The sequence below is a fragment of the Burkholderia sp. BCC1985 genome, from assembly GCF_905339915.1.
Classification (GTDB): Bacteria; Pseudomonadota; Gammaproteobacteria; order Burkholderiales; family Burkholderiaceae; genus Burkholderia.
In genome coordinates this window covers 12,285-25,427 of sequence record NZ_CAJPGY010000033.1, presented here as the reverse complement: position 1 = coordinate 25,427, position 13,143 = coordinate 12,285, and the positions used below count along the sequence as shown (strand labels likewise).

The 13,143-nt window shown below is 69.4% G+C and carries 10 protein-coding genes and 1 pseudogene; 6 read left to right on the top strand and 5 right to left on the bottom strand.

Annotated elements, in window-relative coordinates:
- Window positions 1-86 precede the first annotated feature (86 nt).
- The 3 genes from hemC to U4Z31_RS27190 are packed head-to-tail and all read left to right on the top strand — an operon-like array spanning window position 87 to window position 4,233.
- Window positions 87-1,073 carry a hydroxymethylbilane synthase gene (hemC, locus tag U4Z31_RS27200; RefSeq protein WP_044847732.1) on the top strand — a complete coding sequence of 329 codons (987 nt, stop codon included), beginning with the start codon at window positions 87-89 and terminating at the stop codon, window positions 1,071-1,073.
- Window positions 1,073-3,043 carry a fused uroporphyrinogen-III synthase HemD/membrane protein HemX gene (gene hemDX / locus U4Z31_RS27195; RefSeq protein WP_321811935.1) on the top strand — a complete coding sequence of 657 codons (1,971 nt, stop codon included), beginning with the start codon at window positions 1,073-1,075 and terminating at the stop codon, window positions 3,041-3,043. Before hemC ends, hemDX begins: the two co-directional genes overlap by 1 nt.
- Before the next feature lie 2 nt (window positions 3,044-3,045).
- Window positions 3,046-4,233, top strand: a complete 1,188-nt coding sequence (locus tag U4Z31_RS27190; RefSeq protein WP_257772942.1) for a heme biosynthesis protein HemY — start codon at window positions 3,046-3,048, stop codon at window positions 4,231-4,233.
- A 171-nt stretch (window positions 4,234-4,404) separates the two neighbouring features.
- On the opposite strand, the gene U4Z31_RS27185 is transcribed toward U4Z31_RS27190, so the two are convergent.
- From U4Z31_RS27185 to U4Z31_RS27175, 3 genes are all read right to left on the bottom strand, one after another.
- Window positions 4,405-5,709, bottom strand: a complete 1,305-nt coding sequence (locus U4Z31_RS27185) for an MFS transporter (protein ID WP_321811934.1) — start codon at window positions 5,707-5,709, stop codon at window positions 4,405-4,407.
- A gap of 134 nt (window positions 5,710-5,843) precedes the next feature.
- The gene (locus tag U4Z31_RS27180; protein ID WP_044847736.1) at window positions 5,844-6,602 is read right to left on the bottom strand and encodes an SDR family oxidoreductase; all 759 of its coding nucleotides are present in this window, start codon (window positions 6,600-6,602) and stop codon (window positions 5,844-5,846) included.
- 76 nt (window positions 6,603-6,678) lie between these two features.
- Window positions 6,679-8,118 carry an aldehyde dehydrogenase family protein gene (locus U4Z31_RS27175; RefSeq protein ID WP_044847737.1) on the bottom strand — a complete coding sequence of 480 codons (1,440 nt, stop codon included), beginning with the start codon at window positions 8,116-8,118 and terminating at the stop codon, window positions 6,679-6,681.
- 322 nt (window positions 8,119-8,440) lie between these two features.
- On the opposite strand from U4Z31_RS27175, the gene ppa reads away from it, so the two are divergent.
- Both ppa and U4Z31_RS27165 read left to right on the top strand, forming a co-directional pair.
- Entirely contained in the window at window positions 8,441-8,968 is a 528-nt protein-coding gene (gene ppa / locus U4Z31_RS27170) for an inorganic diphosphatase (protein ID WP_011885693.1), read from the top strand.
- A gap of 48 nt (window positions 8,969-9,016) precedes the next feature.
- On the top strand, window positions 9,017-9,841 hold the full coding sequence (locus tag U4Z31_RS27165) for a hypothetical protein (RefSeq protein ID WP_321811933.1): 825 nt from the start codon (window positions 9,017-9,019) through the stop codon (window positions 9,839-9,841).
- On the opposite strand, the pseudogene U4Z31_RS27160 reads toward U4Z31_RS27165, so the two are convergent.
- Both U4Z31_RS27160 and U4Z31_RS27155 read right to left on the bottom strand, forming a co-directional pair.
- Window positions 9,790-9,951, bottom strand: a pseudogene (locus U4Z31_RS27160) (GIY-YIG nuclease family protein); the annotation flags it as partial. The gene U4Z31_RS27165 and the pseudogene U4Z31_RS27160 sit on opposite strands and share 52 nt — an antisense overlap.
- Window positions 9,952-10,031: 80 nt before the next feature.
- Window positions 10,032-11,210, bottom strand: a complete 1,179-nt coding sequence (locus tag U4Z31_RS27155; protein ID WP_321811932.1) for a GNAT family N-acetyltransferase — start codon at window positions 11,208-11,210, stop codon at window positions 10,032-10,034.
- 109 nt (window positions 11,211-11,319) lie between these two features.
- On the opposite strand from U4Z31_RS27155, the gene U4Z31_RS27150 reads away from it, so the two are divergent.
- A complete protein-coding gene (locus U4Z31_RS27150; protein ID WP_321811931.1) occupies window positions 11,320-13,071 on the top strand; it encodes an NAD+ synthase in 1,752 nt (583 codons plus the stop codon).
- The last annotated feature ends 72 nt before the right edge of the window (window positions 13,072-13,143 follow it).

Genomic DNA, 13,143 nt, shown 5'->3' with positions numbered 1-13,143 from the left:
GCGGGCGCAGGCTCCGGGCCCGGGCGGGCCGGGGCGTGCGTGCTACCATTGTTCGATCTTCAATCCCGTCCTTCGATGTTCCAGCAATGAATTCCGAGACTCTTGCGGCACAAGCTCCCGCGACGCTGACGATCGCTTCGCGCGAGAGCCGCCTCGCGATGTGGCAAGCCGAACATGTGCGTGATGCGCTGCGCAAATTATATCCAGCTTGTGACGTGAAAATCCTCGGGATGACGACCCGTGGCGATCAGATTCTCGATCGCACGCTGTCGAAGGTCGGCGGCAAGGGCCTGTTCGTGAAGGAGCTGGAGAATGCGCTCGCCGACGGCCGTGCCGACCTCGCCGTGCATTCGCTGAAGGACGTGCCGATGGCGCTGCCCGACGGTTTCGCGCTGACCGCGATCATGGAGCGCGAGGATCCGCGCGACGCGTTCGTGTCGAACGACTACGCGTCGCTCGACGCGCTGCCGGCCGGCGCCGTCGTCGGCACGTCGAGCCTGCGCCGCGAGGCGATGCTGCGCGCGCGCTATCCGCACCTCGACGTGCTGCCGCTGCGCGGCAACCTCGACACGCGCCTGTCGAAGCTCGATCGCGGCGATTACGCGGCGATCATCCTCGCGGCCGCGGGCCTGAAGCGTCTCGGCCTCGAAGCGCGGATCCGCGCGCTGATCGACGTCGAGGACAGCCCGCCGGCCGCCGGCCAGGGCGCGCTCGGCATCGAAATCGCCGCGCACCGCACGGACGTCGCCGGATGGCTCGCGCCGCTGCACGACCCGCAGACCGCGCTCGCGGTCGAGGCCGAGCGGATGGTGTCGCGCGCGCTCGGCGGCAGCTGCGAGGTGCCGCTTGCCGCGCACGCGGTGTGGCGCGCGGGCGAGCTGTACCTGACGGGCCGCGTGTCGACGACCGACGGCCGGCGCGTGCTGACCGCCGAGGAGTGCGGCGCCGTGATGACCGTCGCCGATGCGCTCGCGCTCGGCCGCGCGGTGTCCGACGAACTCGAGGCGCAGGGCGCGCTCGACATCGTCAACGCACTGCTCGCCGGCTCGCAGGCCGGCAAGGGCGACGCCTGATGGCGGGCGGCGCGCGCGCGTTCACCGCCGTCCTGACACGCCCGGACGGCCAGTCGGCCGCGCTGGCGGCCCAACTGGCCGAGGCCGGTTGCGACGTGCTCGAATTCCCGCTGATCGACATCGCGCCGGTCGACGATCCGGCGCCGCTCGACGCCGCGTTCGCGGCGCTCGCGGACTACGCGCTCGTGATCTTCGTATCGCCGAACGCGATCGACCGCGCACTCGCGCAGTACGCCGCGATCTGGCCGAATGCGCTGCCGGTCGGCGTCGTCGGGCCCGGCAGCGTCGCGGCGCTCGAGCGCCACGGCATCGCGGCGCCCGCGCATCGCGTGATCGCGCCGCAGGCGCCCGCCGACGGCGGCGTCCCGCATTACGATTCGGAAAGCCTGTTCGCGAGCATCGAGGCCGCGTTCGGCGGCGCGCAGGCGCTGGCGGGCAAGCGCGTGCTGATCGTGCGCGGCGACGGCGGGCGCGAATGGCTCGCCGAGCGGCTGCGCGAAGCCGGCGCGGACGTCACGCTGGTGGCCGCGTACCGGCGCGTCGTGCCCGAGCCGCGCGTCGGCGCGTGGGAGCGCGTGCATGCGCTGCTCGCCGGCGCGCCGCACGGGTGGCTCGTCACGAGCTCGGAGGGCGTGCGCAACCTGCACGAACTCGCGCGCACGCACCTGAACGACGCCGAGATCGAGGCGCTGAAGCACGCGCCGCTCGTGACGCCGCACCCGCGCATCGAGCAGACCGCGCGCGCACTGGGTTTTGATAGGATTACGCTGACCGGCGCGGGCGATGAGCGCATCGTCCGCGCGTTTCGAACGATGGCCGACGAGGCCGTCCAACCGGCGACAGCCGCACCGGTGACTAAACGCATGACAGATACCAACGATTCCAAAAGCGTCGCTTCCCAGCCGGCCGCTGCTTCCGCACCGCCGTCCCGTCCCGCCTATATGGCGTCCGAACCGCCTGCGCGCCGCGGCGGCAGCGCGGTGCTGTGGTTCGTCGTCGTCGTGCTCGGCTGCGCGGCGGGCGCTGGCGGCTATGCGCTGAACCGCAAGGTCGACCGGCTCGACGATTCGTTCGTCGCACGCCAGAAAGCGCTCGATGCGCAGACGGCCGAGATCCGCATGAAGACCGAGCAGGCGCTCGCGGGCACGCACCAGGTCGACACGCAGCTCGCGCAGCTCGACGGCAAGCTCGCCGACGCGCAGAGCGCGCAGCAGGCGCTGCAGCAGCAATACCAGGACCTGTCGCGCAACCGCGACGCGTGGATGCTCGAGGAAGTCGACCAGATGCTGTCGAGCGCGAGCCAGCAACTGCAGCTCACCGGCAACACGCAGCTCGCGCTGATCGCGCTGCAGAATGCCGATGCGCGCCTCGCGACGTCGCAGAGCGCGCAGGCCGTCACGGTGCGCAAGGCGCTCGCGCAGGACATCGAGAAGCTGAAGGCCGCGCCGTCGGCCGACCTCACGGGCCTCGCAATCAAGCTCGACGACGCGATCGCGAAGATCGACGCGCTGCCGCTGTCGGGCGAGGCGATGGTTCCGCACGCGTCGCCGAAGGCCGCGCCGGCCGAGGCCGCGTCGCCGGTGGCAGCCGACACGCCGCGCTGGAAGGTGTGGTGGCATGACTTCTCGGCCGGGCTCGGCGAGCAGCTGAAGGGCCTCGTGCAGGTGCGCCGGATCGACAATGCCGACGCGATGCTCGCGTCGCCCGACCAGGGCTACTTCGTGCGCGAGAACGTGAAGCTGCGCCTGCTCACCGCGCGGCTGTCGCTGCTCGCGCGCAACGACGGCGCGATGAAGGCCGACCTGCACGCCGCGCAGGCGTCGCTCGGCAAGTATTTCGACCAGGCATCGAAGGACACGCAGACCGTCGAGGATCTGCTCAAGCAGGTCGACGGTGCATCGCTGACGGTTGCGGTGCCGAACCTGAACACGAGCCTGAACGCCGTTCAGCAGTTCAAGAGCCGGGGGTAACGATGACGCTTCGAGGAATCGTCTGGCTCGCGATCCTGTTCGCGATCGCCGCGGCACTCGCCACCGTCGGCCATTTCGACGCGGGGCAGGTGCTGCTCGTCTATCCGCCGTACCGGGTCGACGTGTCGCTGAACCTGTTCGTGATCTCCATCGTCGTGCTGTTCATCGTCGTGTACGCGCTGCTGCGCATCGTGCGCAACATCTGGCGCATGCCGCAGCGGGTCGCCGCGTATCGTGCGCGTTCGCGCAACGAGAAGGCGCAGGCGTCGCTGCGCGACGCGATCGCGAACCTGTACGCAGGCCGCTTCTCGCGCGCCGAAAAGGCCGCGCGCGACGCGCTCGCGGTCGATGCGAACCAGGGCGCCGCGAGTCTCGTCGGGGCCACCGCCGCGCACCGGATGCACGAGTACACGCGCCGCGACGACTGGCTGTCGAAGGTCGACGCGCCGGAATGGCAGGACGCACGGCTGCTCGCCGCGGCCGACATGCGCGCGGATGCGCGCGATGCCGACGGCGCGCTCGCCGCGCTGGCCGACCTGCAGGCGGGCGGCAAGCGCATCCATGCGCAGCAGGTCGCGCTGCGCGCGCAGCAGCAGTTGAAGAACTGGGCCGAGGTGCTGAAGCTCGCAAAGGCGCTCGAGAAGCGCGAGGCGCTGCATCCGGCCGCGGCCGTGCGGCTGCGCCAGCAGGCGGCTGAGAACCTGCTGCGCGAACGCCGGCACGACCCGGACGCGCTGCTCGAGGTGTGGCAGTCGCTGTCGCCGCTCGAGCGCCAGTCACCGCGCCTGGCCGATCTCGCGGCCGACCTGCTGGTGACGCTCGAGCGCCGCACCGAAGCGCGCCGCATCGTCGAGGACGCGCTCGCGCACAACTGGGATGCGCGCCTGCTGCGCCGCTATCCGGACACGGCCGGCGGCGATGCGCTGCCGCTGATCCAGAAGGCCGAAGGCTGGAAGAAGGATCACCCGGACGATGCCGACCTGCTGTTCGCGCTCGGCCGTCTCTGCCAGCAGCAGCAGCTGTGGGGCAAGGCGCAGTCGTTCCTCGAAGCCGCGCTGAAGCAGGCCGACAACGAGGCGCTGAAGGTGCGTGCGCACCGTGCGCTCGCCCGCCTGTTCGAGCACCTCGGCGAAACCGACAAGGCGGCGAAGCACTACCGCGAAAGCGCGCTCGCGATCACCGTGGTCTGACGCGGCGGCGCTCGCCCGCCGCGCGTAAAAAGCCCCGAACGCCGGATGGCCTTCGGGGCTTTTCTTATGTGCTCCCGGCTCGCCGGACCGGACCGGACGCGCTATGCGCGGAGCCGGCGCGGCAAGTCGTCCTCGCTCGCGACGAACCGCATCGCGGCGCGCCGCGCCACGTCACTTGTCGACGAGCCGCTTCGGCACCGACAGCGCGAGCAACCCGCCAAGCACGAGGAACCCGGCGAGCATGTACATGCCCGCGTCGTTGGCGCCCGTCGCCTGCTTGAGCCAGCCCATCATGTACGGGCTCAGGAAGCCCGCGAGGTTGCCGATCGAGTTGATCATCGCGATGCCCGCCGCGGCCGCCGCGCCGCCGAGGAACGCGGTCGGCAGGCTCCAGAACAGCGGCAGCGTCGTCAGGATGCCCATCGTCGCGAGCGTGAGGCCGAGCATCGCGAGCGCCGTCTGGTGCGCCCAGATCACCGACAGCACGAGCCCGAGCGCGCCGAATGCGGCCGGAATCGCGAGGTGCCAGCGTCGTTCGCGGCGCTTGTCCGCGCTGCGCGCGATCAGGATCATCGCGACCACCGCCGCCGCATACGGAACCGCCGACAGCAGCCCGATCATGAACGTGTCGGTCACGCCGGTCGCCTTGATGATCGTCGGCAGCCAGAAGCCGACGCCGTACAGCCCCATCACGAACGAGAAGTAGATGAGCGCCATCAGCCACACGCGCGGGCTCGCCATCACCGCGCCGAGCGGCACGTCCTCCTTGGTCGCTTCCTCCGCGTCGACGTTGCGCGTGAGCAGCGCCTTTTCGTCGTCGGTGAGCCATTTGGCCTTCGCGATCCGGTCGTCGAGCGCGAAGAACACCAGCACGCCGGCCAGCACCGACGGGATCCCTTCGAGCAGGAACAGCCATTGCCAGCCGTGCCAGCCGCTCACGCCGTTGAACGCCTTCAGGATGAAGCCGGAGATCGGCCCGCCGATCACCCCGGACAAGGCGACCGCCGTCATGAAGAATGTCGTCATCCGGCCGCGCCGGTGCGCGGGATACCAGTAGGTAAGGTACAGGATCACGCCGGGGAAGAAGCCGGCCTCGGCGACGCCGAGCAGGAAGCGCATCACGTAGAACATCGCGGGCGTCGTGACGAACATCGTCAGGATCGAGATCACGCCCCACGTCGCCATGATGCGCGCGATCCAGACGCGCGCGCCGACCTTGTGCAGGATGATGTTGCTCGGCACTTCGAACAGGAAGTAGCCGAAGAAGAAGATCCCGGCGCCGAGCCCGTAGACGGTGTCGCTGAGATTCAGGTCGCTCGCCATCTGCAGCTTCGCGAAGCCGACGTTCACGCGGTCGAGATACGCGACCACGTAGCACAGCAGCAGGAGCGGCGTGAGCCGCCACGACACCTTGCGGTAGGTTGCTTCCTCGAATGCGCCGGACGAGCCCGGCAGCGACTGCGTCGATGTTGCCATGTTGTCTCCTGTCCTTTCTTGTGGTGGCCGGAGCCGGCGCGGCGGCGCCCGATCCGGTGTCGTGCGAAGCAATGACGATGCGTGGATGCGGCGCCGGCCGGCGCTGCCGGCGCGGCGCCATCACGGCCGTGCGGCTAGATGCAGCGCCCGCCGTCGACTTCGAGACAGACGCCGGTGATGAACTCGGCTTCGTCGGATGCGAGGTACAGGGCCGCGTTCGCGATGTCCTGCGGCGTCGAGAAGCGGCCGAGCGGAATCGTCGCGAGGAACCGGCGGCGATTCTCCGGCGTGTCCTCGCAGCCCATGAACTCGGTCATTAGGCCCGTCTCGCCGAGCACCGGGTTGATGCAGTTCACGCGGATCCGGTCGGCGCCGAGCTCGGCCGCGAGCGACTTGCTCGCGGTGATCATCGCGCCCTTCGTGCTGTTGTACCAGACGAGGCCCGGGCGCGGCCGCACGCCGGCCGTCGACGCGACGTTCACGAACACGCCGCCGCCCTGCGTGCGGAAATACGGGACGAAGGTCTGCACGCTCCAGAACAGGCTCTTCATGTTGACGGCGTACACGCGGTCGAACTCGGCTTCCGTCACGTCGAGCACCGGCTTGTTGCGATGGGTGGTGCCGGCGTTGTTCACGACGATCTGCACCGAATGGAAATCGTCGAGCGCGGCCTGCAGCAGCGCGCGCCAGTCGGCGTCCTTCGACACGTCGCCCGCGACCGCGATCGCCTTGCCGCCCGCCAGCGCGATCTCGCTCGCGACGCGCTCGGCCGCCGCGCCGTTCAGGTCGTTGACGACGACGTTCGCGCCTTCGCGCGCATAGGTCTTCGCGATGCCTTCGCCGAAGCCCGAACCGCCGCCCGTGACGAGGGCCGTCTTGCCGCTCAACCGCATGGTGTGTCTCCTGTGCTGGATGCGTGCAGGGTGCTGCGGGACACGGCCGGTCCGTTGCCGGCCGCGTTCGTCTGGTTCAGCCGTGCCGGATCGCGATCGTCTTCAGCGTCGTGAAACCGTACAGCGCCTCGAAGCCTTTCTCGCGGCCGTGGCCCGAGTGGCCGACGCCGCCGAACGGCAACTCGACGCCGCCGCCCGCGCCGTAGTTGTTGATGAACACCTGGCCGGCACGCAGGCGGCGCGCGAGACGCAGCTGGCGTGCACCGTCGCGGGTCCAGATGCCCGCGACGAGGCCATACGGCGTGCCGTTCGCGAGCGCGACCGCTTCGTCTTCGTCGACGAAGCGCATCGCGGCGAGCACCGGGCCGAATACTTCCTCCTGCGCGAGTCGGTGCGACGCCGGCACGTCGCGCAGCAGCGCGGGGGCCTGGTAGAAGCCGCTTTCGGGCGCGTCGGCGACGACCTGGCCGTGCCCGGCCATCGGAATGCCGTCGTGCTGCGCGTCGGACAGGAAGTCCCACACGCGCTGCTGCTGTTTCGCGTTGATCAGCGGGCCACAGTCGAGATCCGCGCGGCTCGGGCCGACCCGCAGCCCGTTGAACGCGGTGGCGAGCCGTTCGACGAGCGGCTCGTAGACCGCGCGCTCGATCAGCACGCGGCTGCCGGCCGAGCAGGTCTGCCCGCCGTTCTGTACGATCGCCGACACGAGCACGGGCAGTGCCGCTTCGAGATCGGCGTCGGCGAATACGATCTGCGGCGACTTGCCGCCGAGTTCGAGCGTGACGGGCACGTGGTTTTCGGCGGCCATCTGCGTGACCAGCTTGCCGGTCGCGGGCGAGCCGGTGAACGAGATGTGATCGATGCCGGGATGGCGCGCGAGTGCCGCGCCCGCTTCATGGCCGTAGCCGGTGACCACGTTCAGCGCACCGGCCGGCAGCCCGGCTTCGGCGGCGAGTTCGGCCACGCGCAGCACCGACAGGCACGCATCCTCGGCCGGTTTCACGACGCATGCGTTGCCGGCCGCGAGCGCCGCGCCGACGCTGCGCCCGAAGATCTGCATCGGGTAGTTCCACGGCACGATGTGGCCGGTGACGCCGTGCGGCTCGCGCACCGTCAGTACCGTGTAGCCGGCCTGATAGGGGAGGGTTTCGCCGTGCAGCTTGTCGGCGGCGCCCGCGTAGAACTCGAAGTAGCGGGCGAGCGCGGCGGCGTCGGCACGCGCCTGCTTCAGCGGCTTGCCGGTGTCGCGTGCCTCGATCGCGGCGAGTTCCTCGAGATGGTCGGCGACGCGCGCGGACAGCCGCATTAGCACCCGCCCGCGCTCTGCGGCGCTCGCCGCGCCCCACGGGCCCGCGAATGCGTCGCGGGCGGCGGCGACCGCGCGTTCGATGTCGGGCGCCGTGCCGCGCGCGATCGTCGCGAACGGCTGGCCGTCGGACGGGTCGACGACGGGAATCGTCTCCAGTTGCGCGGGCAACGTCCATTCGCCTGCGATGAAGTGCTTCGCTTCTTCCATGCGTGCTCCTGTCGACCCGAGTTGGCGCTTCAGCGCCTACTCGGGTCCCATGCTTCGCGGTCGACCTGAGTTGGCGCTTCAGCGCCTACTCGGGTCCCATGCTTCGCGGTCGACCCGGGTTGACGCTTCAGCGCCTACTCGGCTTCCATGCAACATCACCCGGGGTTCGATGGCCGGACATCCGGAACGATTATCGCGCCGATCGTCATCCGGACGCCACCGGTCGATTGGCTATAATGGCGCATTCCCTGCGGGGACGCCCGCGGCGGTGCAACGGCCGCGGCGCCCCTGTCCCGAATTCCATCGACCAACAGAGAGCGCTATGAGCTTCAATCATGTTCCGGCCGGCAAGGACCTGCCGCACGATTTCAACGTGATCATCGAGATCCCCGCGCAAAGCGATCCGGTGAAGTACGAGGCGGACAAGGAGCTGGGCCTCCTCGTCGTCGACCGCTTCATCGGTACCGGCATGCGCTATCCGGTGAACTACGGCTACATCCCGCAGACGCTGTCGGGCGACGGCGATCCGGTCGACGTGCTGGTGATCACGCCGTTCCCGCTGCTGGCCGGCTCGATCGTGCGTTCGCGCGTGCTCGGCATGCTGCAGATGACCGACGAGTCGGGTGTCGACGCGAAGCTCGTCGCCGTGCCGCACGACAAGGTCTGCCCGATGACGGCGAACCTGAAGTCGATCGACGACGTGCCCGAGTACCTGAAGGACCAGATCAAGCACTTCTTCGAGCAATACAAGGCGCTCGAGAAGGGCAAGTGGGTGAAGGTCGAAGGCTGGGCCGGCATCGACGCCGCGCACAAGGAAATCGCCGACGGCGCCGCGAACTACAAGAAGTAAGCCGGCTGGCCGGCCTCGCGGCCGGCTCGTTCGGAACGCAAACCGCGCGTGTCTCCTCAGGAGGCCGCGCGGTTTTGTTTTGTGCGCGGTTTGGCGCCCGTGGTGGTGTTCTTTCGCGTGCGGGCGGGCGCGGGCTGGGAGCCGGCGTTCGGCGAGGTTTTCGTACGCTTCGCTCGTGTTGAGGTGGTTGATCGAGTTGAGCCGCTTGAGCGAATTGCGCCCGTTGCGCCGCGCTCGGTGGTGGCCGGAGCAGCGGCTTCGACGGCTTCGGTTCTGGCCATTCCGGCCGCCGACGCACCGCTGCGCGCCGGCGATGTCGAAGCGCTGCCGGCGCGTGCCTTCGCGACGGACTTGCCGCCGGCCGCCGGCGCTTTCCGTTTCGGCGTCGAGTTGACGGCAGGCTTGTCCTGCTTTGCCGCCGTGCTGCGCGACGCGGCCTTTTTTGCTTCGGCAGCGTCGCCGTTCGTCGCACGCTTGCTGGCTGCCTTCGTCTTCGCACGAGCCTGCGCGCTTTGCCCGGACTTCGAGGTCTTGCCGGACCGCGATGCTTTCCCGTCACTACCGGCCTTCGCGGCTTTCCTGACGGGTCGTTCCGTTTCGACCGCCTGCATCGCGATTTCGGCGGGCTGCGGCGCCTTCTTCATCACCTTCTTCCGACGCCGCGTGCCGGCCTTCAAACCGTCCGCGTCGACTTCCCCGCCGATCGTCACCACAGCCGGCAGCACCGATTCCAGCGTTCGCAATCCTGCCGCCAGTTCGCGCTTCTGCGCGGCGGTCAGCCGCTTCACCCAGTACTCGGCGCGCGACGCGATCGACCGGTCGGGCAGCGGGAACGACGCGAGCACCGCGCGCGGCTTGCGCGAGCGCGTATAGCGCGCGCCCTTGCCGGCTGCGTGCTCGTCGAAGCGCGCAGCGACGTCGGTCGTGATGCCGGTGTAGACGCTGTCGTCGGCACACTCGATCAGATACAGAAACCAGGACATGGGGAGGCGGCGGGATGCGAAGCCGTCAGTGTCTCAGAATTGGCGCGTGCCGCCGCAAGCGACATGATTCGCGCCCGCCGTCACGGCCCCCGCCGGAACGGATCGTGCTCGCGCAGCTCGTCGACGTACGCGTGGATATGCTCGGTCTCGCGTTCGAGAAAGCGCGCGACCGCATCGGAGAACGCCGGGTGCGCGAGCCAGTGCGCGGAATGCGTGACGGTCGGCAGGAAGCCGCGCGCGAGCTTGTGCTCGCCCTGCGCGCCGCCCTCGAACGTGTCGAGCCCGGCCTCGATGCAGAATTCGAGCAACTGGTAGTAGGCCGTTTCGAAATGCAGGCAGGGCACGTGTTCGAGCGCGCCCCAGTAGCGGCCGTACAGCGTGCCGCCGCGGCCGTTCGCGCCGCGCCGGTAGACGGCGAGCGAGCTCGCGATCGGTTTGCCGTCGGCTTCGGCGATCACGAGCAGCAGGTTCTCCGGCATCGTCGCGCCGATCGCGCGGAAGAAGTCGAGATTCAGGTACGGGCTCGAATAGTGCTCGCGATAGGTCTGCCGGTAGCAGCGCGAGAAGAAGCGCCAGTCGGCGTCGGTGATCTGCTCGGCGGCGAGCCGCCGGAACGTGACGCCGGCATCGCGCACCTTGCGACGTTCCGCGCGGATGTTCTTGCGCTTCTTCTGCTCGAGCGTGCCGAGGAAGTCGTCGAAGTCGCGGTAGCCGTCGTTGAGCCAGTGGAACTGCACGCCTTCGCGCAGCATCATCCCCATCGACTCGAGCAGCCGCGCCTCGTCGCCGGTCGGGAACAGCACGTGCAGCGACGACACGTCGCTTTGCTCGGCGAACGCGAGCAGCGTGGCCGCGAGCCGGCGGCGCGCGTCGTCGTCGGCCGCGAGCAGGCGCGTGCCCTGCACGGGCGTGAACGGCACCGCGCACAGCAGCTTCGGGTAGTAGGACAGCCCGTTGCGCTGGTACGCGTCGGCCCACGCCCAGTCGAACACGTATTCGCCGTACGAATGCTGTTTCGCGTAGACGGGCGCGGCCGCCGCGAGCCGGCCGGTGCGCGCGTCGGTCAGCGTGACGAAGTGCGGCGACCAGCCGGTGTCGTCGACCGCGCAGCGCGCGACGTGCAGTGCGTCGAGGAATTCGTGGCGCAGGAACGGCGTCGGCTGCGCGTCGCGCTCGAGCAGCGCGTTCCATTCGTCGGCCGGCACCTCGGCGGGGGACGACAGGATGCCCGTGCGATAATCGATGCGTTCGTGTTTCAAGCGTGAATCCGTACAGTTGGATGCCGCCGGATGCGTGCCGCCGTGGCCCGCTTCCGAGGCGTTTTCGTCAGCCGTTCAGGGCGCGCCGCCGGGCTGCGCCGATCCCGTCATGAAGACCCGACTCGCTCTCGCCCAGATCAACGTCACCGTCGGCGATTTCGCCGGCAACGTCGCGCGGATCATTGCCGCCGCCCGCGCCGCGCACAACGATGGTGCGCGCCTCATGATCGCGCCCGAACTCGCGCTGTCCGGCTATCCGCCGGAAGACCTGCTGCTGCGGCCCGCGTTCTACACGGCGGCGGCCGCCGCGCTCGACGCGCTCGCCGATGCGCTGCGTGCGTTCGACGGGCTCGCGGTGCTGGTCGGCCATCCGTTGCGCAGCGCGGGCGGCGATCCGTCGGGCGGCGATCCGTCGGGCGGCGGTCCGTCGGGCGGTGCTCCGCACGCGCCAGCCGTCGATGGTAATGCAAACCGCCCGATCGAGCGCGGCGTGCCGCCGGCCGACACCTACAACGCGGTGTCGCTGATCGTCGGCGGCGAGATCGTCGGCACCTACCGCAAGCAGGATCTGCCGAACGCCGACGTGTTCGACGAGAAGCGCTACTTCGCGACCGACACCGAGCCGCTCGTGTTCGAGCTCGACGGCGTCAGATACGGCGTGATCATCTGCGAGGACGCATGGCATGCGTCGGCCGCGCAGATCGCGAAGGCCGCCGGCGCGCAGGTGCTGCTGATCCCGAACGGTTCGCCGTACCACATGAACAAGGAAGCGCTGCGCATCGACATCCTGCGCGCGCGGATCCGCGAAACCGGGCTGCCGATGGTGTACGTGAACCTCGTCGGCGGCCAGGACGAGCTCGTGTTCGACGGCGGCTCGTTCGTGCTCGACGGCGAGGGCGCGCTCGTCGCGAAGATGCCGCAGTTCGACGAAGGGCACGCGATCGTCGAATTCGACGGCGCGCGCCCGCTGCCGGGTGCGATCGCGCCCGAGCTGCCGGTCGACGCGCAGGTCTATCGCGCGCTCGTGACCGGCGTGCGCGACTATATCGGCAAGAACGGTTTCCCCGGCGTGCTGATCGGGCTGTCGGGCGGCGTCGATTCGGCGCTGGTGCTCGCGGTCGCCTGCGACGCGCTCGGGCCCGAGCGCGTGCGCGCGGTGATGATGCCGTCGCGCTACACGGCCGACATCTCGACCACCGACGCGGCGGAGATGGCGCGGCGCGTCGGCGTGCGCTATGACGAGATCGCGATCGCGCCGATGTTCGACGCGTTCCGCGCGGCGCTCGCGGGCGAATTCGCGGGCCGCGCGGAGGACGCGACGGAAGAGAACATCCAGGCGCGCATCCGCGGCACGCTGCTGATGGCGCTGTCGAACAAGTTCGGCTCGATCGTGCTGACGACCGGCAACAAGAGCGAGATGGCGGTCGGCTACTGCACGCTGTACGGCGACATGGCCGGCGGCTTCGCGGTGATCAAGGATATCGCGAAGACGCTGGTCTACCGGCTGTGCCGCTATCGCAACGCCACTGCGGACTACGGACTGCGCGACGTGATCCCCGAGCGGATCCTGACGCGCGCGCCGTCGGCCGAGCTGCGCGAGAACCAGACGGACCAGGACAGCCTGCCGCCGTACGACGTGCTCGACGCGATCATGCGGATGTACATGGAGGAGGACCGGCCGCTCGCGGAGATCGTCGCGGCCGGCTATGCGGAGGCCGACGTCGCGCGCGTGACGCGGCTCATCAAGATCAACGAATACAAGCGCCGCCAGGCGCCGATCGGCATTCGCGTCACGCATCGCGCGTTCGGACGCGACTGGCGCTATCCGATCACGTCACGCTTTACCGAACGTCTCGACTGAGCCGTGCCGCGCCGTGCGCGGCCGGCCGGCTTACGGCTTACACTTACGGCTTAAAATCGGGATTGCGATTTT